This is a genomic window from Paracoccus alcaliphilus (assembly GCF_028553725.1).
GTDB lineage: Bacteria > Pseudomonadota > Alphaproteobacteria > Rhodobacterales > Rhodobacteraceae > Paracoccus > Paracoccus alcaliphilus.
This window is the reverse complement of record NZ_CP067124.1, coordinates 3,030,794-3,054,971: the sequence shown is the minus strand read 5'-3', so window position 1 is coordinate 3,054,971 and position 24,178 is coordinate 3,030,794. Positions and strand designations below refer to the sequence as shown.

Below are 24,178 nucleotides of genomic sequence, written 5' to 3'. Positions count from 1 at the left end.
GGTGCCACATGACGAATCATGATCGCTTGTGCTCAGGCAAGGCCAAGTCTGGTGGGTGAATCAATTCGCCGCACCACTTGTGGGTAACTGCAAGATTGACCGCTGCCTTCCCAGGGTCATTCCGGGGCGGCCGTCACCATCCGGCCGCCCTTTTCATTTGCTTTGCCCCGCGCCCGATGTCACCATTTCGTCATGATGAATGTCACCCCGTCGCTTCACGCCGCCCCTGATCGCGTGGTCTTCGACCGGACCGAACTGGGCATGATCCTCTCTGTCTATGGGCGTTTCGTCGCCGCGGGCGAATGGCGCGATTATGCGATGTCCTTCCTGCGCGACGCCGCCATCTTCAGCGTCTTCCGCCGCGCGACGGAACACCCGCTCTATCGCATCGAAAAGCGCCCCACCCTGCGCGGGGCACAGGGCGCCTATGCGGTGATCGGCATGGATGGACGAGTGCTGAAACGCGGCCACGACCTGAAGCAGGTGCTGCGGGTGCTGGAGAAAAAGCTGATCCGCGCCATCGACTAACTGCCGCGCGGCTTGGCCCGCAGCGTCGGATCGGCCGAGGTCGGGTCTTCGGGCCACGGATGGCGGGGATAGCGCCCGCGCATGTCCTTCCGGACATCGGCATAGGAATTGGCCCAGAACCCCGGCAGATTGCTGGTCACCTGCACGGGCTTGCCCCCCGGAGACAACAGGCTGATCCGCAACGGCCTGCCGCCCACCACCGGATGGCGCGTCACGCCGAACAACTCCTGCAACCGGCACTCGATCGAGGGCAGATCATGGTCGTAATCGATCGCCACCCTGCGCCCCAAAGGTGTGACGAAATGCGCCGGAACCTCTCGATCCAGAACCTGCTGTCCCTGCCAGCCCAGCCGCGCCAGCAACGGCGGCACCAGATCCAGCCCGCGCAGATCGGCCAGCGCCCGAGCCTTGCCCAGCCAGGGCAGCAGCCAATCGCCCTCGGCCAGCAGACTGTCGTCATCCACCGCCCCCAGCGCGGGAACCAGCGCGATCCGGGCCCGCAGCCGGGCGGCCGCCCGGCTCCATGTCAGCCCGTCGATCCGCAACCCTTCCAGCGCCGCCCGCGCCACCGCCTCGTCGGGCACATCCATCCAGCCGCGATCCGACAGCACCAGCGCCCCCAACCGCTCCTGCCGCCGCGCCAGAACGCGACCCTCGCGACGCGACCATTCGCAAATATCCACTTCGCGGATCTGCGCCGCAAACAACGCCCGCAAATCCTCCTCATCCAGAGCCGCCGCCAGCCGGATACGCGCCTCGCGCATATCGCCATCCAGATCCGCCGCGACGACCAGTCGTGCCTGCCCCATCGCATCGCCCGGCTCGAAAAACGCCCCCTTGCCACCCGACAGCACAAAGCGCGGCAGTCCTCCCTTGCGCCGCATCCCGATCCGGTCGGGATAGGCCAAAGCCAGCATCGCCCCATCTTTGGTGCCCAAATATCCCGGGGGGGTCGGGGGGGGCAGCGCCCCCCCGCCGTCGCGGGACGCAAGCAACCGGCGCAACCGGGCCGCCTCGTCCCGCAACCGGTGGATTCCTGCCGGATTGACCTCATACGGACTGCGCGCCGCGAACCGCTTCGGATCGCGCATCGCCGCCAGCCGCAAACCGATATCGGCAGGTGCCCCGCGCAGCGGATCGCGATCCGACAGCAGCGCCGCCAGATCCGCCGCCGCCCCGCCCGATCTCAGCAACATATGCGCCAGACGCGGATGCAGCGGCAGCCGCGCCAGCGCCCGGCCATGCGCGGTGATCCGTCCCGCATCGTCCAATGCTTCCAGCGCGCGCAGCAGGTCCCGCGCCTCGGACAGCGCCGCCTCGGGGGGCGGGGTCAGAAAGGCCAGATCCGCCGCCCCGGCCCCCCAGACCGCCAGTTCCAGCGCCAGCCCGCACAGATCGGCCACCGCGATCTCGGGCGGGGCAAAACCGGGCAGCGCGCCTTCCTCGGCCCGCGACCACATCCGCCAGCAGATCCCCGGCGCCACCCGTCCTGCCCGGCCCCGGCGCTGATCGGCCTCGGCCCGGCTGACCCGCTCGGTCACCAGCCGCGACATGCCGCTGCCCGGATCGAAGCGCGCCCGCCGCGCGCGGCCGGTATCGACCACCACCCGCACCTCGGGAATGGTCAGCGAGGTCTCGGCAATCGAGGTCGCCAGCACGATCCGCCGCTGCCCACCCGGCGCCGACAGGGCCGCGCGCTGCGCCCGCAGATCCAGCGCGCCATAGAGGGGCAGCAACTCGCACCCGATATCAGACAGCATGGCCATGACGCGGCGGATCTCGCTCTCGCCGGGCAGGAAGGCCAGAACCGTGCCGCCCGTCGCTCGCGTCCCGGCCTCGGCCTCGGCGATCAGCCGCGCGGCCTCGGACAGGAACCGATGGCCCGCAGGCAAGGGCCGGTCCAGCCAGCGCGTCTCGACCGGAAAGCTCTGCCCGTCCGAACGGATGATGGGCGCGTCATCCATCAGCGCCGCGACCGGCTGGGCATCCAAGGTGGCCGACATCACCAGCAGCGCCAGATCCTCGCGCAGCGCGCCCCGCGCCTCCCAGACCAGCGCAAGGCCCAGATCGGCATTCAGGCTGCGTTCGTGGAATTCGTCGAAAATCACGCAGCCGATCCCCTCCAGCGACGGATCGGACTGGATCATCCGGGTCAGGATGCCCTCGGTCACGACCTCGATGCGCGACCCCGGCACCGATTCGCCCCGGATGCGATAGCCGACGCGCGCCCCCACGGCCTCGCCCAGCCCCGCCGCCAGCCGCTCGGCGGCGGCGCGCGCGGCCAGCCGCCGCGGCTCCAGCATGATGATCCGGCCCGGTATCTGCGCCATCAGCGCCAGCGGCACCCGTGTCGTCTTGCCCGCCCCCGGAGGCGCGACCAGAACCGCCCGGCCATGACGCGCCAATGCGTCGCACAGATCGGGCAGGGCTTCATCGATGGGCAGGGCGCTGGTCATGCGCCGGATTAGCCCGGAACGCAGGTCGCGCGCAACGCAGCAAGGTGACACGGATGGCCTACACTTCGCCTGCGCGCGGACCTATCTTGCACTGGCCGCGTTGTATCACGCGACCGCAGAGGAACTGGAGACGGCATGGGTATCGGCAGCGACGTGATGCAGGGGCTTGGTCTTCAGGATCCGGTGATCCGGCTGGGCGTCACGGGACTTTCGCGGGCGGGCAAGACCGTTTTCATCACCTCGCTGGTCGCCAACCTGATGGATCGCGGGCGGATGCATGCGCTGCATGCCGCCGCCAATGGCAGCCTCAAGGCCGCCTGGCTGCAACCGCAGCCCGACGATACCGTGCCGCGCTTTGACTTCGAGCGTCATCTGGCAGCGCTGACCGGGCCCGAGCCGCATTGGCCCGACGGCACCCGCCATGTCAGCCAGCTGCGCCTGTCGCTGCGGCTGCAGCCGAGGGGCCTGTTTTCGGGGCTGCGCGGGCCGCAGACATTGCATCTGGATATCGTCGATTATCCGGGCGAATGGCTGCTGGACCTGCGCCTGATGGAAAAGAATTTCAGCGAATGGTCGGCCGAGGTGCTGGGGCGGATCGAGGGCCGGCCGCTGGCCCCCGAATATCTGGCCACCGTGGCGCAACTGGACCCCAACGGGCGTTTTGACGAACCGCTGGCCCAGCAACTGGCGGAAACCTATACCGCGCATCTGCATGCCGCGCGGGCGGCGGGCTGGTCGGATTGCACGCCGGGCCGGTTTCTGATCCCCGGCGAAATGGCAGGCTCGCCTGCGCTGACCTTTGCGCCGCTGCCCGCCGGGCTTGAGGGCAGCCGCATCCATCGCGAATTCCGCCGCCGCTTCGACGCCTATAAATCCCGCGTGGTCCGGCCCTTCTTCCGCGAACATTTTGCCCGGATCGACCGGCAGGTGGTGCTGGTCGATGTGCTGGGCGCAATCCATCAGGGACCCAAGGCGGTCGAGGACATGCGCCGCGCCATGGCCGATGTGCTGACCGCCTTCCGCCCCGGTCGCGCGGGCTGGCTGGCGCAGATCCTTGGCACGCGGCGGGTGGAACGCATCCTGTTCGCCGCCACCAAGGCCGACCATCTGCACCACAGCCAGCACAACCGGCTGACCGCCATCGTCTCGGCCATGCTGCGCGAGGCCCGCGACCGCGCCGATTTCAGTGGCGCGCGGACCGAGGCCATGTCCATCGCCGCCCTGCGCGCCACGACCGAGGACGTGATCCGCCACGAGGGCGAGGAACTGCCCGCCGTGCGCGGGCGGCTGCTGGACGGGCGGCAGGCGGCCTTCTATCCGGGCGAGTTGCCCCCCGACCCGGCGCAATTGCTGCATCCGGCGCGCGACGGCGCCAGCGAATGGCTGGACGGGGATTATGCGATCATGAACTTCGCCCCCGCACCGATGACCGCGCGCCCCGGCGACGGCCCGCCGCATATCCGGCTGGACCGCGCCGCCGAATTCCTGATCGGAGACCGCCTGTGACCGAGGACACGCCCCGCAAGCGCCGCCCCGTCCTGATCGAGATGGAGGACGAGGCCCAGCCGCAACCCGCCCGCGCCGCCCCGCAACAGCGCGACGGCACACCCGGCGATCCGGCGCTGAACCCTGCGGATGCCCCGCCCGTGGATCGGATCGACGCGCCCTTGCCTCATCCCCGCACGATGGAGATGGTCACGCGACTGATCGGGCGCCCGCCCTCGCGGCTGACCCGGTTTTTCATCAATACCGGCGTGGCGCTGTTCACCTTTCTGCTGTCCATCGCCGCGCTGGATTTCATCAACGGGTTGCTGAACCGCTACCCGGTTCTGGGCTGGATCGCGGTGACGCTGTTTGCGCTGTTCACGCTGGCCGCGCTTGGCATGGCATGGCGCGAATATCGGGCATGGGCGCGTTTCGCCAGGATCGACGCGCTGCAACGGCAGGCGGGCGCGGCGCTGGCCGATGACGACATCGAGGCCGCCCGGCAGGTCAGCACGGCGCTGGTCGCGCTCTATGCCCGCCGCCCGGAAACCGAATGGGGCCGCCAGCGGCTGGCCGAGCACAGCGCCGATGCCTATGACCCGCGCACCCTGCTGACCATGGCCGAGACCGAGCTGCTGGCCCCGCTGGATCAGCAGGCAAGGCGGGAAATCGAGGCCGCATCCCGCACCGTCGCCGCCGCCACGGCGCTGATCCCGCTGGCGCTGGTCGATGTGATCGCGGCGCTGGCCGCCAATCTGCGGATGATCCGCCGCATGGCCGAGATCTATGGCGGGCGCGCGGGCGCGGTCGGCGGATGGCGGCTGGCGCGCACGGTGATGACGCATCTGGTCGCCACCGGCGCGGTGGCGGCCGGCGACGACATGATCGAGACGGTCGCTGGCGGCGGCCTGCTGTCGAAACTGTCGCGCCGCTTTGGCGAAGGCGTGGTGAACGGCGCCCTGACCGCCCGAGTCGGCATCGCTGCGATGGAAGTCTGCCGCCCGCTGCCCTTTCTCGCCCAGCCGCGCCCGAAGGTGGGCAATCTCGTGGCGCGCGGGCTGCGGGGCCTGTTCGGCGAGGATCACGAGCGGGTTGCGGATCGGTAACTTCCTCCGAGATCCCGGCCAACCCCGAACTGTCCGGTCCCGGCCTTTGATGGATTGGATCGATGATGAAACGATCCGGCTCTGAAGTCCTCTGTTTGCAGATGAACTCGCATGGCGTCAGGCCCTTTAAGGCTTGAGGCTGCGTCCGAAATTGTAGGCGTGGATGAAGTCCTCAAGGGTCCGGCGCAACTGGTCGTGGCTCTCGTAGTGGAAGCGTTTGACGGTGGCCTCTTTGATGGTCCGGTTCATCCGAACCACCTCTGCCGGTTTGCGGTCTTGTTGCCAGGCCAAGCCGGCGTGACCAAGCCAATCCTCAGCGGCGACGGCAAGGAAGCCACATGTTCGTTCGTTTCCATATCGTCTGCTATGATCCACGCATCCTGAATGCAGGCATCTCGCCTCCTACATCAGCCGCATAGAGTTCGCAACGGACGGGCATTCGCCGGCGCCTCGACAGCCTGCGGCAAACCCGGCGCGGGTCACCGTATTCAATCCGCCTTGCGCATCAGATAGGTAAATATTATGAGAGACGCAGTGCGGGTGTAGCTCAATGGTAGAGCAGAAGCCTTCCAAGCTTATGATGAGGGTTCGATTCCCTTCACCCGCTCCAAGTTCAATCACTTATGTGTGCTTTATTATAGCCTGTCACGTACTTGCGAGGCTACAATGTGCTCGTTCAGGCTGCTTGGCGTTCACAGGGCAAGCGATGTCCCTCTCCCAACGCTGAATGCCGGCGGTGTTGAGTGACACCAATATCTGCAGGGATGTGCGAAGAGACCCGAAGACCTGCGAAGAACCGCGAAGGCCCAGTAAAACAAGGCCTGTAAGGCCAGCTGGGGCGATGAGACGGCGCTGGCGGTATGTCATGCAGTTAGCCCTTGAAAGGGACCTTAAACGGCCTGTGGAAGGACTGCGATTGAGGCCGTGCCTGAAATGGTTACAGTGGCCCACAGCCCACGAAATAAGGGGTTTGGGGCAGATTTCCGGTGATTTCGGACGCGGCTTTCCATGATCCGAACCTTCAAATCAGGCCGAAAGTTTAATCGGTCGCTTGAATGTTCAGTATTATGTTTGTTTTACAATGGCATGCCGGATGACAGGTTCGCTGAACACTGGCACCGAACCTTCAAGCGATTTTCGGCCCTAGACCATGTTTGAGATCAGAAGCTCCGCCCGCGCCCCGACGCCGTCATTGCGCCTACTACTGATTGAATAGGTGGCGCGGACCTCTTCGATTCGAAAGCCCGCGAAGATTTCGCGCACTTCGGGTACGTCGTTCAGTGATAGGATGAACCGGCCCTTGATCCTCGCTAGTTGGTCGGCCATGCACCGGAAATCGGCCCGCTCGAACATGGCTTTACCGTAATCGTCCTCGCAGCCCCAGTAGGGCGGATCGAAATAGAACAGCGTCTCGGCGCCGTCGTAACGCGGGATGAACTCCGACCAATCCAGACACTCGATCACGACGCCAGCAAGGCGGCTGTGCAGGTCCTCCAACATCGGTTGTAGCGTGGTCAGATTGAACCGACCGGGGCGGTCCTTCGACACGCCGAAGTTGCGTCCGGAAACCTTACCACCGAATGCCGTGCGCTGAAGGTATAGAAAACGCCCTGCGCGCTCGAGGTCGGTCAGCGTGTCGGGATCGGTTTTCACCAGCCGATCGAATTCTGCCCGCGTTGTCAGTTGGAATCGGAGCGTGTCCAGAAACTGCGGATAGTGCCGCTGAAGGATTCGGAACAGATTAGCGATGTCTCGGCCCCGGTCATTGATGACCTCGGCCTTCGGCCTGGCCGAGCGGCGCAGGAAGATCCCACTCATGCCGACGAAAGGCTCAGCATAGGTCTTACAGGGCGTGGTGTCGATGATAGCGCAGATCCGGCGCGCGAGATTGCGTTTACCGCCCTGCCAAGGGGCGACGGGGTCGGTAGGGTTGATGGAGGCGAGCACGGCAATTCCTGTTGTTCATGGCAAGATAATGAACCGCGCCGGGTTTGCCGGAGGCTGATTTCGATTAGTTACGCGACCATGCCTTCAGTTTCCAGAGCGGCGTAGAAGTTGGCCTCTGCTTCCGAAGGCGGGATGTTCCCGATCGGTTCGAGCAGACGGCGGTTGTTGAACCAGTCGACCCATTCCAGCGTGGCATATTCGACAGCCTCGAAGCTGCGCCACGGGCCGCGACGGTGGATAACCTCAGCCTTGAAGAGGCCATTGATCGTCTCGGCCAAGGCGTTGAAGCTCCTATATCCGTCAAGTGGCGTTTATGGCGGTTTTCGGCAAGCATAGCTGGCTGTAGATTTCACGGACGATATAGCGTTTCAGGCAGCGTATGATTTCGCTTTTGCTCTTCCCGTCCTGCGTGCGCTTCTTCACATATGCCAGTGTCGGCTCATGACTTCGCATCCTGACGATGGCCACACGGTAGAGCGCGGCATTCGCTTGCCGGTTGCCGCCTCGGTTCAGTCGGAAGCGATGGGTCCGGCCACTGGATGCTGGAATGGGGCAAACGCCGCAAAGCTTTGCAAATGCCGCTTCTGACCGGATGCGCGTTGGATTATCGCCGACCAGGATCAACATTTCTGCGACTGTCAGGGTGGCTATTCCATGAGACATCATCAACTCCGGGGCGCGTGTGCTAAGGTTTGTGGTAACCGCGAGTAGATTCAGACGGGGGTAGTGCCCTGCTCCGGGTTTGCCGGGGGGCTGCTTTTGGTTAGTCGCGCGGCTATGGGTTCAGTTTCCAGAGCGGCGTAGGAATTGGCCTCGGCTTCGGCTGGCTGGATATTCCCGATCGCCTCGAGCAGGCGGCGGTCGTTGAACCAGTCCACCCAGTCGAGGGTCGCGTATTCCACGGCCTCGAAGCTGCGCCAAGATCCGCGACGGCGTATGACCTCGGCCTTGCATAACCCGTCGATTGTCTCCATCAAAGCGTGGTCGTCGCTGTCGCCGACGCTGCCCACCGAGGGTTCGATCCCGGCTTCCGCCAAGCGCTCAGTGTCCCGAATGGACAGGTATTGTGCCCCTGTCGCTATGGTGGACCAGCGCCATGCCCTTTTCGGGACGGCGATCATGCACCGCCTGCTCCAGAGCATCCGGGACGAAGACCGCCTCGTTCAGCGCCTCGACGCAGAAATCGGCCTTCCTCGCCATGGTCCTCGGACCGGTGGCGGAGCGTGGCGCGATGTTCGAGATGCGCCAGGCCGGGACCTTGCGGGTGTGCCAATCCATAATGACAACCAGGTAGAGAAACCCGCGCCGCATCAGCCGGCGGATGCGCTTCACGTTCACCTGATGGCCATCGTTGCGCAAATGCCAGGTCATCTGTCGGACACCGAAGAAGGGCGTTTCCAGGAACTGTTCATCGATCAGCCGCATGAGGGCGAGGTTCTGCGCGCTCTCGCCCTTTGCTGCGTAATGGAAGGACGGGCGCGAGATCGACAGCAGCTTGCACTGCCAAGTGATCGACAAGTCCGGATGATCCGGCTCAACCATGCCGCGCCTCATTTCCCGCCCCAGGGCTTCAGCTTTCTTTCCAAAAAAGAGTTGGCCACGGCCAGTTCCTCGATCCTGGCGTGGAGTTCCTTCACCTGCATCTCGTCGATCCCGGTTTTTTTCCGGCCCCCGCGTTCGAACACACCCGAGGCACCTTCCAGCAGGTCGCGCAATATGGCGGGGATCTGATCCGGCAGGTCGTCGGCGGTCAGGCCGGGGCCGAAGCGGCGTGCGGCGAGGGCGTGCAGTTGCACGGCCAGTCCAGCCGCTTGCAGGGGCGGCAGAGAGCGGGCCAGAAGGCCTGCGATCAGGCCCGCCAGCACATCGCCCGCGCCCGCCGTGGCAAGCCAGGGCAGGTCGGTGACGGTATGGATCAGCGCGCTGCCATCAGGGGTGGCGATAACGGTGTCGGGGCCTTTCAGCAGCAGGACAGCCCGCGCCCGGCTTGCCGCCTGACGGGCGGCATCCAGCCGCGAGAACAATGGGCCGGTGTTGTCCGCGGCGACCAGCCTGTTGGCCAGATCGGGGAACAGCCGCGCGAATTCGCCCATATGCGGGGTCAGGATCACCTTGTCATGCAGGTCGCGGAAGCGTTCGGCCTTCGGGCGCTGCGACAGGGCGGTCAGCGCATCGGCGTCCAGCACGCAGGGGCGACCGCAGGCAAGGGCAGAGGGCAGCAATCCGGCCGCCCGCTCGATCCCGCAGCCGGGGCCGAGGCACAGCGCGGTGATACGCGAATCGGCCAGCATGTCGGCCAGGTCGGAGGCATCCTCCACCGGTTGTCGCATCAGCGCATCGGGCGGACCTGCATGTTCGGCCAGCGCATCGACGGGGGGCGCCAGCGTCACCAGACCCGCCCCGACCCGCAGGGCGGCACGGGCGGACAGGCGCGCGGCTCCGCCACGGGCAGGGCCTCCGGCAAGGATCAGGGCGTGGCCGCTGAGGAACTTGTGCCCATCGGCGGGCTTCGCCAGCAGCGAGAATGCCGGGCCCTGCGGCGCGGGCAGCCACGGCGTCGGGATCGCGGGATGCAGCAGCAGGGTTTGCGGCGCATTCGAGGCTATGTGGTGCCAGTCGCCCAGCCCGATATCGGCAATGACCAGCTCTCCACAGCGAAAGGCGCCGCTCTCCAGCACATGGCCCGGTTTCGGGCGGTCGAAGGCGACGGTCAATCGCGCACGGGCCCCTGTGGCCGTGCCGCGATCCCGGCCCGGCCAGCCGCCGCTGTCGAGGCACAGCCCGCTGGGGCAATCGACCGCCACCACGGGCGGCAGCGACGGATCGGTCAGTGCCGCCAGCAGGGCAGCGATGGGGCCGGTCGGCGCGCGGGTCAGGCCGGTGCCGAAAATCGCGTCGATCACCAGATCGCAATCCTGCACCCCGGCAAATGTCGCGGCGTCCAGCGGCAGGATCGGCCCGATCTCTTGCCAGCGCTGCCGCATCTGCGCAGCATCCGGTCCCGGCTGGTTCGCCAGTCCCAGCACCCGCAGCTGCCAGCCCGCCCGGTGCAGATGCTGCGCGATGACATAGCCGTCGCCGCCATTGTTGCCTGGCCCGCACAGCACCACCGCCCGGCCCGGTCGGGGCCAGCGCAGCCGGATATGGCCGGCGACGGCGCGGCCCGCGCGCTCCATCAATTCGGCGCCGGTGACGCGCCCGCTGCTCATGGCGGCGGATTCGGTGGCGCGCATCTGGGCGGTCGTCAGGATTTCTGATCCAACTGGCATCTTCGTTGCCTATTTTTCAGCTTTTGTGCATAAATATTGGGCAGAAGCACCGGATCATCCGGCCCGATGCCCCAAAGGATGGGCACTGTCATTTACCGCACCGATCAAACGCGCCAATCAGGCTGCAGGCAAGCCGCGAGGAAGGGTCTATTGCGATGAAAAAGATCGAGGCGATCATCAAGCCATTCAAACTGGACGATGTCAAAGAGGCGTTGCAAGAGGTTGGCGTGCAGGGTCTGTCGGTGACCGAAGTCAAGGGTTTCGGCCGTCAGAAGGGGCATACCGAACTGTATCGCGGCGCGGAATATGTGGTGGATTTCCTGCCGAAGGTGAAGATCGAGATGGTGCTGCCCGACGATCAGGTCGAAGCCGCCATCGACGCCATCGTCGGCGCGGCGCGCACCGAAAAGATCGGCGACGGCAAGATCTTCGTCTCGCCCGTCGAACAGGCGATCCGCATCCGCACGGGTGAAACCGGCGACGACGCGGTCTGAGCCGCCAGCATTGAAGAATTTCCGGGCCCGGACACATCCATCTGCGACACCGGGCCATTGAGATCAGGAAAGGGAAGAGATGGATATCAAGGAAGTATTGCAGCTGATCAAGGATGAGGAGGTCGCCTATGTCGATGTCCGCTTTACCGACCCCAAGGGCAAGCTGCAGCATGTGACGCTGGATGTCGATCTGGTCGATGAGGACCTGTTCGAGGAAGGCTTCATGTTCGACGGCAGCTCGATCGCGGGCTGGAAATCCATCGACCAGTCCGACATGAAGCTGATGCTGGACCCGGCTTCGGCCTATATCGATCCGTTCTATGCGGAAAAGACGCTGTGCGTGCATTGCGACGTGGCCGAACCCGACACCGGAGAGCCCTATTCCCGCGACCCGCGCGGCACCGCGCTGAAGGCCGAGGCCTATCTGAAATCCAGCGGCATCGGCGATGCGGCCTATTTCGGTCCCGAGGCCGAGTTCTTCATCTTTGACGATGTGCGTTATTCGGTGACGCCGCAGAAGGTTTCCTTCCAGATCGATTCGGTCGATGCGGCATGGAACACCGACACGGAATACGAGATGGGCAACCAGGGCCACCGCGCCGGTCACAAGGGCGGCTATTTCCCGGTGAACCCGATCGACGCGGCGCAGGATATCCGCGGCGAGATGCTGTCCACCATGAAGCGCATGGGCATGAAGGTGGACAAGCACCACCACGAGGTCGCCAGCGCCCAACACGAGCTGGGGCTGATCTTCGGTTCGCTGACCGAACAGGCCGACAACATCCAGAAATACAAATATGTCATCCACAACGTCGCCCATGCCTATGGCAAGTCGGTGACCTTCATGCCCAAGCCCATGAAGGGCGACAACGGGTCGGGGATGCATGTCAACATGTCGATCTGGAAGGACGGCAAGCCGCTGTTCTCTGGCGATAAATATGCCGATCTGTCGCAAGAGGCGCTGTATTTCATCGGCGGCATCCTGAAACATGCCAAGGCGCTGAACGCGCTGACCAACCCCTCGACCAACAGCTACAAGCGGCTGATCCCGGGCTTCGAGGCGCCGGTGCTGCGCGCCTATTCCGCGCGCAACCGCTCGGGCTGCGTGCGCATCCCGTGGACCGAATCGCCCAAGGCCAAACGGGTCGAGGCGCGTTTCCCCGATCCCTCGGCGAATCCCTATCTGTGCTTTGCCGCGCTGCTGATGGCCGGGCTGGACGGGATCCGGGGCAAGATCGATCCCGGCCCCGCCTCGGACAAGGATCTCTATGATCTGCCGCCCGAGGAACTGGCCGAGATCCCGACCGTCTGTGGCTCTCTGCGCGAGGCGCTGGAAGAGCTGGAGAAGGACATGGACTTCCTGCTGGCAGGCGATGTTTTCACCCGCGATCAGCTGGAGGCCTATATCGCGCTGAAGTGGGAAGAGGTCTATGCCTATGAACACACGCCGCACCCGGTCGAATACCAGATGTATTATTCGGTCTGATCACGGCGGAAATATCGGGAAGGGGCGCCATCGGGGCGCCCTTTTTCATGGGGTTCCGTCGGGCGACAGGCGGCAGATGGGCTTGCGGGACATTGCCCCATGACCTACATCTTGAGGCAACTGTGAAAGGACTATTGCCATGGCGATGGAAGCCCATGACATCGAAGCACTGATCCGCGCCACGTTTCCCGACGCGCAGATCACGATTACCGACCTTGCCGGGGACGGCAACCATTTCGCGGCCGAGGTGATCGACGAAAGCTTTCGCGGCCTGAACCGGGTCCAGCAGCAGCGTGCCGTCTATGCCGCGCTGCAGGGCCGGATGGACGGCCCGGCGGGGGAATTGCATGCCCTTGCGCTGACGACCAAGGCCCCGGACTAGAGCGGGCGGCGAAACGATGACCGGCGCGCAGGGCGGGCCCGGACCAGAAGGATCAGAAGATGAGCGATGTGAAAACCCGGATTCAGGATATCATCGATGCCGATGATGTGGTGCTGTTCATGAAAGGCACCAAGGAAATGCCGCAATGCGGATTCTCCAGCCGCGTGGCCGGGGTGCTGAACTACATGGGTGTCGAATATCACGACGTGAACGTGCTGGCCGATCAGGATGTCCGTCAGGGGGTCAAGGAATTTTCGGACTGGCCGACCATCCCGCAGCTTTACGTCAAGGGCGAATTCGTCGGCGGCTGCGACATCATCACCGAGATGACCCTCTCGGGAGAGCTGGACCAGCTGTTCGACCAGAAAAGCGTCGGATACGACAAGGATGCCGCCAACAAGATCCGCGAAGCCAACGCCTGAACCGGCGGCTGGCGAACGGTATGAAGGCCGGCAGGAATGCCGGCCTTCGTCGTTTTCACAGGGCAGAGGCGTGGGTGCATGGCTTGCAGCATGAGTGCAGCCCGACACGACTGTCGGGATCACTGGCGTGGCCGACAATGGCACATGACCGCGATGCTGAATACCGAGCTGTGTTAAGGCCACTCTCACTGGTACGGTTTTTCTCTTCAGAGCCAAGAAGGTGGACTCGACGCGTTGCTCTTTGTCGAATTCATGCCGTTTCGGGCAGAACGCGAGGCATTCGCGCATGGAAAGCGGGCTGATCCGGCTCGCCTGTCGGACCGCGCCCGCCACGATGAAGCCCTGCGGCCCGAGATCCGGCGTGTTTTCGAAGAAAACTGGCGGGTCTGCGGCGTTCGCAAGGTCTGGCGGCAGTTCGTCCGGGAAGGGTTCGATGTCGCATGGCTCGCATAGTGGCAAGGCTCATGAAGGACATGGCCATTCAGGGCACCATCCGCGACAAGCCGCACCGGAAGACGATCCCGGACACGAAGGCCCCGTGCCCGTTGGACAAGGTGAACCGCGCGTTCGGCGTTCCTGCGCCCAACATGCTCTGGGTCAGCGATTTCACCGGCGTTGTTGCAGAAGTCAGTGTGTGAGCGCAGTTTTCCCTTTCCGCGTTGAGTTCATGCCACGCGTTTGATCTCGGCGGATCCGAGGGCATTGAAGCGGTTCATGAGGGCGATGCGGATATGGATTTCGGCGGTCTGGCGGTCCGGGTCTCGTGATGAGATGCGTTCACCGAAGGCCTTGAGGCAGCGCATCCTTGCCTCGATCCTGCTTCGGACGTGATAACCTGACCAGCGCTTCCATATGGCCCTGCCCAAGCGCTGGGTTGCCCGGAGGATCTCGTTGCGCGCCCTGGCTGCGGGGCAATCCTCCTTCCAGAGACGGCCATTCCTCCGGATCGGGATGATAGCGGTGCCGCCTCGATCCAGGATCGCGGTGTGGCAGCGTCGGGTGTCAAAGGCACCGTCGCCGGTGACGGTGCCGATCTGTTCATCCTCTGGGATCTGGTTGAGCAGGTCGGGCAGAACAGGGCTGTCGCCTTCACGGCTTGAGGTGAATTCGACGGCGCGGATGTCACCTGTAGCCGTGTCCATCGCCAGATGAACCTTACGATATTGGCGTCGGCGATGCGGGCCATGCTTGCGGGCAAGCCATTCCCCATCACCAAGAAACTTGATCCCGGTGCTGTCCACCAGCAGGTTCAGCGGCCCCGGCGCACGGCGGCTCGTGATCTGAACCGTGATGCGCTTCTGCCTGCGGCTCAGGGTCGAGAAATCGGGCACCCGCCAGTCGAGCCCGGCCATCGAAAGGATGCTCGCCACCATCCCTGTCGTTTGCCGCAGAGGCAGGCCGAACAGAACCTTCACCATCAAGCAGAACTGGATCGCGGCATCAGAGAAGACCGGCGGCCGACCATTGCATCCGGATTTGGGTGCGCGCCAAACCATGTCCTTGTCCAGCCAGATCAGAAGGGACCCGCGCCGCTTCAAGGCATCGTTGTAGGACTTCCAGTTCATCGTGCGGTAGCGGGTCGGCTCAGGCTTGCTCATACTCGCCCCTTAGCCCACTGGATTCGCAGTGTGAATCCCTCAGAAAACGGAGTTCTGCAACAACGCCGATTTCACCTGTGTCGTCACATGGAGGGGCTTCGTCCATTGTCGCCCCTCGCCATGGTCTCTCGGACCAGTGGCGTTCCCATGGCCCGATCATCGAGGCCTGTGCCTGCAAGATCGTCGCCTGGCGTGTCAGCACCTCGGCGCATGCGGGCTTCGTCCCGGATGCTCTGGAGCAGGCGGTGCTTGATCGCCGTCCCGAAAAGGGCATGGCGCTGGTCCACTATTCCGACAGGGGCTCGCAATACCTGTCCATTCGGGACACTGAGCGCCTGGCGGGATCGAACCCTCGGTGGGCAGCGTTGGCGGAGACGATCAACGGGCCGTTCAAGGCCGTGGGATACGCGACCCTCGAATGGGTGGACTGGTTCAACAACCGCCGCCTGCTCGAGGCGATTGGGAATATCCCACCAGCCGAAGCCGAGGCCAATTCCTACGCCGCTCTGGAAACTGAACCCAGGGCCGTGCAACTAACCAAAAGCAGCCCCCGGCAAACCCGGAGCGTGTGTGGATACCCCCGGTTTGGCAAGCTAAATCTTCGGTTTGTCGGCGGGGTCTTCGATCGGACGTGTGTCAGGCCTCTCAGCGTGGCCTTCCACGACGCCACGGGCCGGTATGCTGTTCGGAAGGCTGGGTTCACATCGGTTCAGAGAGCTGCATGCGCTCGAGCCCCGGGACTGAATCTTCCTGCCTTGAACTTCGAAGTCCGTGTCGCCTACTCCTCGTCGATCGCTCACCCCGGCCTTTCGGCCATGCCGTGCCGTCGCCCCTTTCCGGGCTCGGGTCACGCCATTCTGTAATCCTGTTCTTTTGTCGTCAGCGCCCAGATCATCCGGGCCATCTTGTTCGCCAGCGCAACGGCCGCGACCATCTTCGGTTTGCGCATCACCAGCGCGGCCAGCCAACGGTTCGCGCTGCCCCCCTTGCGGACAACCCAGCGGATCACACTCATGGCACCGACGATCAGCAGGCGGCGGATATCGGTCTGCCCCATTTTGCTGACCGAACCCAGTCTGGTTTTTCCACCCGTCGACCTCTGTTTCGGCACCAGGCCGAGCCAAGCGGCAAAATTGCGCCCACTGTCGAACGTGGCAAGATCCGGTGCGAATGCCGCAACAGCTCCGGCGGTGACCGGGCCGATCCCGGGGATGGTGCACAGCCGACGAAGTTGCGTATCTGTCCTTGATGCGGCCTCGAGTTCTTCCGCCAGTCGTCCGATCACCTCTGTCAACCTCGCGATCTGCTCGACGTAGATCGCGCCCATCTCCCGAACATGGCCTGGCACATCGCTGGCCGGATCTGCCAGTGCATTCTCCAGAACCTTCAGGCTCGCGGGCCCCTTCGGCGCCACCAGCCCGAACTCGGCCAGATGTCCGCGGAGGGCGTTGATGAGCTGCGTGCGCTGCCGCACCAGACATTGATGCGTCCGAAACGCCACTGCGCGGCCCTGCGTCTCGGCACTCTTCACGGCCACGAACCGCATGGTCGGGCGCGACGCGGCCTCGGCGATGGCTTCGGCATCCGCCTTGTCGTTTTTCTGTCGTTTCACGAACGGTTTCACATACACCGCTGGCACCAGACGCACCTCGTGACCGTGGGACTGCGCCACCCGGCCCCAGTAATGCGACGTGGCGCAGGCCTCCATCGCCACCACGCAGGCCGACTGTTCGGCAAGGAGATTCGTCAGACGGGTCCGCGACAGCACACGGTTATATAGAACCGCCCCGTCCAGCCCGATCGCGCAGACCTGGAAACTGCCCTTCGCCAAGTCGATCGCCAACATGCTGATCGTTGTCATCATTGATGTGCCCTCCGTTCGGTTTCGATGCAACCATCATGGCATAAGAGATGCCGATGGGTGGGGGCATCCACCGCATCAGTTCAGAACGACATCGAGCCGATACTGCGCCATCGGTTCGAGCAGAACCGGCGACGGTTCATGAAAGCACCCCGAACCGCGGCAAGCCTGCGAAGGTTCGGAGACCCGTGCGCAGAAACTCAGGATCGACGCCGACATCTGCATCTGACGCCACCTCATCGATAACTTCTTCTGCAAGATCAAGGAGTTCAAGCGCATGGCCTTGCCTGCCTGCAAGACCGATCAGAGCTTCGAAGCAATGGTCGCCTCGCTGCCGCTTTCATCTACTCACGATGAATCCCGACAGGCCCTAAAGCGACATTTGAAACGAAAACGCCTGCCAGAAATTCTGACAGGCGGTGTCGCGACTGGATTTGCGGCTCAGATCAGCTTGCCCATGGCAACTGCCGTATCGGACATGCGGTTCGAGAAGCCCCATTCATTATCATACCAGGTCAGGATGCGGCACAAACGACCTTCCATGACCTTGGTCTGATCCATGTGGAAGACCGACGAATGCGGATCGTGGTTGAAATCCGACGAGACCAGGGGCTCTTCGGTATAGCCGAGGATGCCTTTCAGCGGGCCATCTGCGGCCGCTTTGATCGCGGCGTTGATTTCCTCGACGCTGGTGTCGCGGGCGGCCTCGAAGGTCAGATCCACGACCGAGACATTCGGCGTCGGGACGCGGATGGCGACGCCGTCCAGACGGCCTTTCAGTTCCGGCAGCACCAGACCCACGGCCTTGGCGGCGCCGGTCGAGGTCGGGATCATCGACAGGGCAGCGGCGCGGGCGCGATACAGGTCCTTGTGCATCGTGTCCAGCGTCGGCTGATCGCCGGTATAGCTGTGGATCGTGGTCATGAAGCCGCGATTGATGCCGATGGCGTCGTTCAGCACCTTGGCGACCGGCGACAGGCAGTTGGTGGTGCAGCTGGCGTTGGAAACCACCAGATCGTCTTTGGTCAGCGTGTCGTCATTCACCCCGAAGACGATGGTCTTGTCGGCATTGTCGCCGGGGGCCGAGATCAGCACGCGCTTGGCGCCGGTGGACAGATGCGGCTGCACCTTCTCCTTCGAGGCGAAGATGCCGGTGCATTCCATGATCACGTCGATATCGCCCCAGGGCAGTTCGGCCGGGTTGCGGATCGCGGTGACCTTGATCGGGCCACGGCCCACGTCGATCGTGTCGCTGCTGGTCGTCACCTTGGCCGGGAAACGGCCATGGACGCTGTCATAGCGCAGCAGGTGGGCGTTGGTTTCGACCGGACCCAGATCGTTGATGGCGACGACCTCGATATCGGTGCGGCCCGATTCCACGATGGCGCGCAGGACATTGCGGCCGATGCGCCCGAACCCGTTGATCGCGACTTTGACTGCCATGGTGCTCTCTCTCCCGACCAGATGATGTCGGCTTCCTCTAGCCTGCGAAATGAGCGGATGCAAATGTCACGTCACCGGGCTGCGTCGAAAGAATGGGTGACCTGCGCTAACATGTTGAGGCGGATTGTCGCAGGCTGAAACGTGGCAGGCGGGCGGTATCAGCGCCAGAAGCTGAAATATTCGATGAGGTCGTCGAACTGCTTGCCGATCAGGACCGGTATATCCAGACCCAGCCAGAGGTAATCCAGCAGCAAAAGCGCGACGATAAGCGCAATGAGGGTGAGGGCGATCTGATTGGTCATGGCGATATCCGGCGCATTTATCCGCGTTGTGCGCCGGGACCGCAAGAGCCGCCGTCATTCTTCGGTCTCGGGCTGAATCAGGGCCAGTTCGCCCGCCTCTTCCAGGCGGCGGATGGCGGCGATGACCTCGTTCATTGCCTCTTCGCTGTCCTTGGCCGAGACCTTGCCGGCTTCCTCCATCTCTTCGCGCAATCCGTCCGCCATGCGCTGGGACAGGTTTTCGAGGATGAAGCGCGAGGTTGTCTCATTCGCCTCTCCGGTAGCCAGAAGGGCGCGGATCAGCATGGGTTGTTCGACCTCGCGCACCACGCGGGGAATGTCGCGGGGCAGGATCCGGGCGGGGATATGGGCAAAGATGAAGATCGCCTTTCGCACACCCCCCGCAAAGACCTGATCGGAATCGTCCAGCGCCTGCAGGACCGAATCGCGCAGATCGGCGCTGGCGAAGTTCAGGATCGCGCCCACGCGGTCGGCGGCAGGCGTGTCGATGGCGGGACGGGGCAGGGCATCGGCTGATTGCAGCAGGATCAGCCCGACCCGGTGCAGCGCCTGTGCGCTGACGCCGCCGGTCAGCGACATGGCCTGCGCCACCGCCTGCGCCCGTTCCATCGGAAGCGAGCTGAATGCGTCGCTGGCCCGGCCGACCGGCAGTTTCGACAGCATCAGCGCCACGATCTCTATGGGTTCCTGCGCGGCCAGCGTCAGGACCGCCTCTTTCGGCAGGGCGGCGATTCGCGCCCAGGGATCGCCCCGGCCCGTCAGAGCCGCCAGACGTCGCAGCCGGTCGGTGCTGTCCAGAGACAGCCGTTCGCCCAGAATCCGCAGGGTGCCGTCGATATCGCCGGGGAAGGTTACGCCCACCGCTTCCAGACTGTCGCAGAATTCGTCGATGACGGCATCGCGGGTCTGGCGATCGACCAGTTCCATGCCTGCCATCGCCTCGGCCAGCAGGGTCTGGCTGTCGCTGTCCAGACGCTCCAGCCCGAAGGCGCCGTCGTCGTCATCCTGATCCAGCAGAAGCCGCACGATCACCGCCGCCTTCTGCCTTTGGCTCAGCTGCGTCTGCACATTCATTTCCGTTCCCCGACTGGCCGTATATTCCGTTACGGCCACTCTGGCAGAAAATGACTAACCCAGGGTTAGCGCCAGACGGAAATCACGCAGGATTTTCATCAAATACCCGGCGGAAAATCGTATCCACATGCTTGGTGTGATAGCCAAGGTCGAATTTCTCTTCGATCTCGGCGGGCGACAGGGCCGCGGTCACTTCGGCATCTGCCAGAAGTTCCTCTTTGAAATCAGCGCCCTGTTCCCAGACCTTCATGGCGTTTCGCTGCACCAGACGATAGGCATCCTCGCGCGAGACCCCGGCCTGTGTCAGCGCCAGCAGCACCCGCTGGGACATCACCAGACCCCTAAACTTGTTCATGTTTTTGAGCATGTTTTCGGGATAGACGACCAGCTTGTCGATCACCCCGGCCAGCCGGTTCAGTGCGAAATCCAGCGTAATCGTGGCGTCGGGGGCGATGCCGCGCTCGACCGAGCTGTGCGAAATATCGCGTTCGTGCCACAGCGCGACATTCTCCATCGCGGGGATCACGGTCATGCGGACCAGACGCGCCAGCCCGGTCAGGTTCTCGGTCAGGACCGGGTTGCGCTTGTGCGGCATGGCCGATGAGCCCTTCTGGCCGGGGCTGAAATATTCTTCTGCCTCAAGCACTTCGGTCCGCTGCATATGACGGATTTCGATGGCGATGTTTTCGATCGAGCTGGCGATGACACCCAGCGTGGCGAAGAACATCGCGTGGCGGTCGCGCGGGATCACCTGCGTCGAAATCGGTTCCGGGCGCAGGCCCAGCTTTGCGCAGACATGCTCTTCCACCGCCGGGTCGATATTGGCGAATGTGCCGACCGCGCCGGAAATCGCGCCGGTGGCGACCTCTGCGCGTGCCGCTTGCAGCCGTGTCCTGCCGCGCGCCATCTCGGCATAGAAGCGGGCGAAGGTCAGGCCCATCGTGGTCGGCTCGGCGTGGATGCCGTGGCTGCGGCCGATGCGGACCGTGTCCTTGTGCTCGTGGGCGCGGCGTTTCAGGGCATCCAGAACCTTGTCCATATCGGCCAGCAGGATGTCGGCGGCGCGCACCAATTGCACGTTCAGCGTCGTGTCCAGAACGTCGCTGCTGGTCATGCCCTGATGGACGAAGCGGGCCTGATCGCTGCCCACATGCTCGGCCAGATGGGTCAGGAAGGCGATCACGTCATGCTTGGTCACGGCCTCGATCTCGTCGATGCGGGCCACGTCGAATTCCACATCCTTCGCGCGCCAGACGGCCTCGGCGTTCTCGCGCGGGATCACGCCCAGATCGGCCTGAGCGTCGCAGGCATGGGCCTCGATCTCGTACCAGATGCGGAACTTGGTTTCGGGCGACCAGATGGCGGTCATTTCGGGGCGGGCATAGCGCGGGATCATGGCAGGCTCCTTGTCGTTGGGGCGGGCATAACGGCGCGGGCGCGCAGGGGCAAGATTTCGTTGCGTTTCGCGGGCAGGGGCGGAACATTCCCGCATTGGCCGGGGTTGATAGGCCAAAGATGAACAGCCGGAGGCCGCAGGATGCACCGCAGCGACGACGATATCCATAACCTGACCGAGGCGGATCGGCAAAGCGAGACCCGCTTCGGCCCCCGCCCGGTGCCCGAGGGCCACAAGACCGCCAGCCCCTATCCGCATCGGCCCATGCGTTCCAGCAAGGTGATCCCGTCGGGTCGGCTTGGCCCGGACGGCAAGCCGTGGCCCGAACCCTCGCTGACGGCCAAACTGCTTGTGTGGGGCGGCGTCGCGGTCGGCGTGGCCGGGGCGACGGCGGCGGCGGTCATCGCCACGCGCAAGATCGCTGACATGATCTCGGACGATTCCGGGCCGCGTTATCAGCCGGTGCATCATGCGCCGGATGTGCCGTTGCATGACAGCCGCGCGCCGCAGACCCTGGCGCCGCGCTTTGCCGAACTGGACGAGGAAGAGCGCGAGGAAATCCGCCGCCGCAGCCGCGCGCAGGCGCGCGAGGACAGCCGCCTTGCCGCACGCCGCCGTGCCGATGCCTCGCGCCGCCGTCATGGGCCGCGCAATGTGGCAAGCGGCATGACCGAGACCGCGACGAATCTGTCGGCGGGGCTGAACGGGCTGGCGGAGTCCCTGACCAGCGCCTTTAACGGCTTTCGCAGCGTTGCGGCGCAGGCCAGCGCGATCATCGGCGAATTCGCCTCGACCGCCGAACAGCTGCGCGGCATGATGGGGCGAACCGATGCCGCCTCCGCCCGCGATCAAACAGACGGCGATCGGGCAGAGGGCGACGACGACCGGCGCACCCACCGGCTTTGATACGGGGCAGGGGGATAGGATGAGGGATCGGCAAGCGGCTGGCCGCTCGGTTCGCGATGCGCTGCTGGGCGATCTGGACGATGAAACCCGCCGCCGTTACGGGCTGGCTGAAATGCCGGAGCAGGGGCCAAAGGCGCCGGATCGTCCGAAACCCGGTTGGCGTGGCCTGATCCAGATCGGCCAGCAGACCGCAGCGCAGATCGGAGAGGACCGGGTGACCGCCGTGGCGGGCGGCGTGACCTTTTTCGCGCTGCTGTCGCTGTTTCCCGCGATCACCGCCTTCGTGTCGATTTACGGGCTGGCGGCCGACCCTGCGCGGATCTCGGCGCATATGGACATGCTGGCGACGCTGCTGCCCGAAGGCGGGGTGGATATCGTGCGGGGACAGGTCGAGGCCATCGCCTCGACCTCGGGCAGCGCATTGTCGGTGGCGGGGCTGTTCAGCCTTGGGCTGGCGCTTTATTCGGCCAATGGCGGGATGAAGGCGATGCTGTCGGCGCTGAATGTGGCACTGTTCCAGAAAGAGACGCGGGGATTTGTCAGTCTGAACCTTGTCGCCATGTGCTTTACCCTCGGCGGGTTGCTGATGGCGGCGCTGATGCTGATGTCCATTGCGGTCATTCCCATCCTGCTGCAATGGCTGCCCGGCCAGACCGACGCGATGGTGGCCATGCTGCGCTGGCCGATCCTGTTTGCGCTGCTGGTGGCGGGGCTGGCGGCGCTTTATCGCTGGGGGCCGTCGCGGCCCGAGCGTCGGGCGGCAGGGCCGCGCCCGGTCCTGCCCGGCGCGGTTCTGGCGGGGATCGTGCTGGTCGGCGGTTCGATGCTGTTTTCGTGGTATGCGGCCAATTTCGGCAATTACAACCAGACCTATGGCACGCTTGGGGCGGTGATCGCGCTGATGATGTGGATGTGGCTGTCGGCCTCGATCCTGCTGGCGGGGGCCGAGCTGAACGCAGTGCTGGGGCGGCGAAAGGCCTTGCGCCTGCATGGTGATCTCGGCGAGGTATGAGGGGCACAATCGCGGAGGTCCCATGCTGATGTCGCCCTATATCCCGCTTGGCTTTGCCATCGCCCTTGAAGTGGTCGGCACCTCGTTCCTGCAACGGTCCGAGCAATTCAGCCGGATCTGGCCGACCTTCGGCATGGCGGTCTGCTATCTGGCCAGCTTCTATCTGCTGTCGCTCAGCCTGCGGGCGCTGCCGCTTGGCATCGCCTATGCAATCTGGAGCGCGGTGGGCATCGTGCTGGTGGCGCTGATCGGGCTGGTGCTGTTCGGCCAGCGGCTGGACCTGCCCGCCGTGATCGGCCTAGGGCTGATTGTGACCGGGGTGGTGGTGGTCAACCTGTTTTCCAGCAGCGTCGGGCATTAGGCCATGCAGTTCACCGACAGCGATCTTGACCGCCTGATGCTGCTGCTGGAATGGCGCCGCGACGTGCGCCATTTCCGCCCCGACCCGATCCCCGATCAGGCGCTGCGGCATCTGGAACGGGCGATGGCGCTGGCTCCTTCGGTCGGGAACTCCCGGCCCTGGCGCGTGGTCCGGGTCCAAAGCGCCGAATTGCGGCAGGCCGCCCAGGCCGAGTTCCGCCGCTGTAATGCCGATGCCGCGACGCTTTACCACGGAGAGCGGCTGCGCCATTACGACCGCCTCAAGCTGGAGGGGATGGAGACCGCGCCCCTGCAACTGGCCGTCTTTTCGCTCGAGGATCCCGAAACCGGGCACGGGCTGGGCCGCCAGACCATGCCGCAGACCCTGCTGCAATCGACGGCGATGGCGATCTTTTCGATCTGGCTGGCGGCGCGGGCGCAGAATCTGGGCGTCGGCATGGTGTCGATCCTCGACCCCAACCGGATCGAGGCCATCCTGCAACGTCCCGCCGGTTGGCGCTTTGCCGCTTGGCTCTGCATCGGTCATCCGACCTTCGACGACGACACGCCCCTGCTGCATCGCGAGGGCTGGCAGGAAAACGACGAAAGCGACTGGGAAATCCTGTAACCGGCGCAACGAAAAAGGCCGCG

At 64.4% G+C, this 24,178-nt stretch carries 21 protein-coding genes, 1 tRNA gene and 7 pseudogenes; 15 read left to right on the top strand and 14 right to left on the bottom strand.

Translation table 11 applies throughout. From position 1 onward, the window contains the following. The first annotated feature begins 192 nt into the window (after positions 1 to 192). The gene (locus tag JHW40_RS15890; RefSeq protein ID WP_419182451.1) at positions 193 to 528 is read left to right on the top strand and encodes a DUF2794 domain-containing protein; all 336 of its coding nucleotides are present in this window, start codon (positions 193 to 195) and stop codon (positions 526 to 528) included. On the opposite strand, the gene hrpB is transcribed toward JHW40_RS15890, so the two are convergent. Continuing rightward, a complete protein-coding gene (gene hrpB / locus JHW40_RS15885; RefSeq protein WP_090617557.1) occupies positions 525 to 2,984 on the bottom strand; it encodes an ATP-dependent helicase HrpB in 2,460 nt (819 codons plus the stop codon). The two genes, JHW40_RS15890 and hrpB, sit on opposite strands and share 4 nt — an antisense overlap. Before the next feature lie 135 nt (positions 2,985 to 3,119). Here hrpB and JHW40_RS15880 point away from each other — a divergent pair, with 135 nt between their 5' ends. Then, on the top strand, positions 3,120 to 4,490 hold the full coding sequence (locus tag JHW40_RS15880) for a YcjX family GTP-binding protein (RefSeq protein WP_090617555.1): 1,371 nt from the start codon (positions 3,120 to 3,122) through the stop codon (positions 4,488 to 4,490). Then, a complete protein-coding gene (locus tag JHW40_RS15875) occupies positions 4,487 to 5,575 on the top strand; it encodes a YcjF family protein (RefSeq protein ID WP_336390099.1) in 1,089 nt (362 codons plus the stop codon). The genes JHW40_RS15880 and JHW40_RS15875 overlap by 4 nt, the downstream gene beginning before the upstream one ends. A gap of 37 nt (positions 5,576 to 5,612) precedes the next feature. On the opposite strand, the pseudogene JHW40_RS15870 reads toward JHW40_RS15875, so the two are convergent. Next, positions 5,613 to 5,836: pseudogene (locus JHW40_RS15870) on the bottom strand (IS3 family transposase); the annotation flags it as partial. 275 nt (positions 5,837 to 6,111) lie between these two features. On the opposite strand from JHW40_RS15870, the gene JHW40_RS15865 reads away from it, so the two are divergent. Beyond that, positions 6,112 to 6,185: transfer RNA gene (locus JHW40_RS15865), tRNA-Gly, on the top strand. A gap of 533 nt (positions 6,186 to 6,718) precedes the next feature. Here the strand turns inward: JHW40_RS15865 and JHW40_RS15860 are convergent. The 6 genes and pseudogenes from JHW40_RS15860 to JHW40_RS15840 form a co-directional block, all read right to left on the bottom strand. Beyond that, a complete protein-coding gene (locus JHW40_RS15860) occupies positions 6,719 to 7,522 on the bottom strand; it encodes a DNA adenine methylase (RefSeq protein ID WP_170851972.1) in 804 nt (267 codons plus the stop codon). Positions 7,523 to 7,590: 68 nt separating this feature from the next. Continuing rightward, positions 7,591 to 7,806, bottom strand: a pseudogene (locus JHW40_RS15855) (integrase core domain-containing protein); the annotation flags it as partial. Positions 7,807 to 7,822: 16 nt separating this feature from the next. Further along, positions 7,823 to 8,185, bottom strand: coding sequence for a transposase (locus JHW40_RS15850; RefSeq protein ID WP_419182450.1), 363 nt, complete (start codon positions 8,183 to 8,185; stop codon positions 7,823 to 7,825). A gap of 50 nt (positions 8,186 to 8,235) precedes the next feature. Next, a pseudogene (locus JHW40_RS15845) lies at positions 8,236 to 8,827 on the bottom strand (integrase core domain-containing protein); the annotation flags it as partial. Positions 8,828 to 8,884: 57 nt separating this feature from the next. Then, a pseudogene (locus tag JHW40_RS24250) lies at positions 8,885 to 8,947 on the bottom strand (hypothetical protein); the annotation flags it as partial. A gap of 125 nt (positions 8,948 to 9,072) precedes the next feature. Next, positions 9,073 to 10,791, bottom strand: a complete 1,719-nt coding sequence (locus JHW40_RS15840) for an NAD(P)H-hydrate dehydratase (protein WP_090617548.1) — start codon at positions 10,789 to 10,791, stop codon at positions 9,073 to 9,075. 155 nt (positions 10,792 to 10,946) lie between these two features. On the opposite strand from JHW40_RS15840, the gene JHW40_RS15835 reads away from it, so the two are divergent. From JHW40_RS15835 to JHW40_RS15815, 5 genes and pseudogenes are all read left to right on the top strand, one after another. Next, the gene (locus tag JHW40_RS15835) at positions 10,947 to 11,285 is read left to right on the top strand and encodes a P-II family nitrogen regulator (protein ID WP_090617546.1); all 339 of its coding nucleotides are present in this window, start codon (positions 10,947 to 10,949) and stop codon (positions 11,283 to 11,285) included. A gap of 79 nt (positions 11,286 to 11,364) precedes the next feature. Beyond that, positions 11,365 to 12,771 carry a type I glutamate--ammonia ligase gene (glnA, locus tag JHW40_RS15830; RefSeq protein ID WP_090617543.1) on the top strand — a complete coding sequence of 469 codons (1,407 nt, stop codon included), beginning with the start codon at positions 11,365 to 11,367 and terminating at the stop codon, positions 12,769 to 12,771. A 139-nt stretch (positions 12,772 to 12,910) separates the two neighbouring features. Continuing rightward, the gene (locus JHW40_RS15825; protein ID WP_090617540.1) at positions 12,911 to 13,153 is read left to right on the top strand and encodes a BolA/IbaG family iron-sulfur metabolism protein; all 243 of its coding nucleotides are present in this window, start codon (positions 12,911 to 12,913) and stop codon (positions 13,151 to 13,153) included. A 59-nt stretch (positions 13,154 to 13,212) separates the two neighbouring features. Then, positions 13,213 to 13,575, top strand: coding sequence for a Grx4 family monothiol glutaredoxin (grxD, locus tag JHW40_RS15820; protein ID WP_090617537.1), 363 nt, complete (start codon positions 13,213 to 13,215; stop codon positions 13,573 to 13,575). A 282-nt stretch (positions 13,576 to 13,857) separates the two neighbouring features. Beyond that, positions 13,858 to 14,192, top strand: a pseudogene (locus JHW40_RS15815) (IS3 family transposase); the annotation flags it as partial. A 48-nt stretch (positions 14,193 to 14,240) separates the two neighbouring features. Here the strand turns inward: JHW40_RS15815 and JHW40_RS15810 are convergent. Further along, on the bottom strand, positions 14,241 to 15,173 hold the full coding sequence (locus JHW40_RS15810) for an IS5-like element ISPpa3 family transposase (protein WP_026155396.1): 933 nt from the start codon (positions 15,171 to 15,173) through the stop codon (positions 14,241 to 14,243). A 64-nt stretch (positions 15,174 to 15,237) separates the two neighbouring features. Between JHW40_RS15810 and JHW40_RS15805 the strand changes: the two are divergent. After that, positions 15,238 to 15,685 (top strand): annotated as a pseudogene (locus tag JHW40_RS15805) (IS3 family transposase); the annotation flags it as partial. Between the two features lie 335 nt (positions 15,686 to 16,020). Here JHW40_RS15805 and JHW40_RS15800 read toward each other — a convergent pair. After that, positions 16,021 to 17,034 (bottom strand): IS110 family RNA-guided transposase, encoded by a 1,014-nt coding sequence (locus JHW40_RS15800; RefSeq protein WP_272848955.1) that lies wholly within the window; start codon positions 17,032 to 17,034, stop codon positions 16,021 to 16,023. Positions 17,035 to 17,263: 229 nt separating this feature from the next. Between JHW40_RS15800 and JHW40_RS24245 the strand changes: the two are divergent. Next, a pseudogene (locus tag JHW40_RS24245) lies at positions 17,264 to 17,359 on the top strand (IS5/IS1182 family transposase); the annotation flags it as partial. A 116-nt stretch (positions 17,360 to 17,475) separates the two neighbouring features. Here the strand turns inward: JHW40_RS24245 and gap are convergent. The 4 genes from gap to purB form a co-directional block, all read right to left on the bottom strand. After that, a complete protein-coding gene (gene gap, locus JHW40_RS15795) occupies positions 17,476 to 18,477 on the bottom strand; it encodes a type I glyceraldehyde-3-phosphate dehydrogenase (RefSeq protein ID WP_090614622.1) in 1,002 nt (333 codons plus the stop codon). A gap of 158 nt (positions 18,478 to 18,635) precedes the next feature. Beyond that, entirely contained in the window at positions 18,636 to 18,779 is a 144-nt protein-coding gene (locus JHW40_RS15790; protein ID WP_170851886.1) for a hypothetical protein, read from the bottom strand. A gap of 54 nt (positions 18,780 to 18,833) precedes the next feature. Then, entirely contained in the window at positions 18,834 to 19,853 is a 1,020-nt protein-coding gene (locus tag JHW40_RS15785) for a FliG C-terminal domain-containing protein (RefSeq protein WP_090614619.1), read from the bottom strand. Positions 19,854 to 19,935: 82 nt separating this feature from the next. Beyond that, positions 19,936 to 21,249: an adenylosuccinate lyase gene (gene purB / locus JHW40_RS15780; protein ID WP_090614616.1), complete on the bottom strand. Its 1,314-nt coding sequence runs from the start codon at positions 21,247 to 21,249 to the stop codon at positions 19,936 to 19,938. 141 nt (positions 21,250 to 21,390) lie between these two features. On the opposite strand from purB, the gene JHW40_RS15775 reads away from it, so the two are divergent. The 4 genes from JHW40_RS15775 to bluB are packed head-to-tail and all read left to right on the top strand — an operon-like array spanning position 21,391 to position 24,155. Next, entirely contained in the window at positions 21,391 to 22,155 is a 765-nt protein-coding gene (locus tag JHW40_RS15775) for a hypothetical protein (protein WP_090614612.1), read from the top strand. Between the two features lie 19 nt (positions 22,156 to 22,174). Further along, positions 22,175 to 23,167, top strand: coding sequence for a YihY/virulence factor BrkB family protein (locus JHW40_RS15770; RefSeq protein ID WP_170851885.1), 993 nt, complete (start codon positions 22,175 to 22,177; stop codon positions 23,165 to 23,167). A 22-nt stretch (positions 23,168 to 23,189) separates the two neighbouring features. Next, positions 23,190 to 23,528: an SMR family transporter gene (locus JHW40_RS15765; protein ID WP_272849006.1), complete on the top strand. Its 339-nt coding sequence runs from the start codon at positions 23,190 to 23,192 to the stop codon at positions 23,526 to 23,528. A 3-nt stretch (positions 23,529 to 23,531) separates the two neighbouring features. After that, positions 23,532 to 24,155: a 5,6-dimethylbenzimidazole synthase gene (bluB, locus tag JHW40_RS15760; protein WP_090614608.1), complete on the top strand. Its 624-nt coding sequence runs from the start codon at positions 23,532 to 23,534 to the stop codon at positions 24,153 to 24,155. Positions 24,156 to 24,178 lie beyond the last annotated feature (23 nt).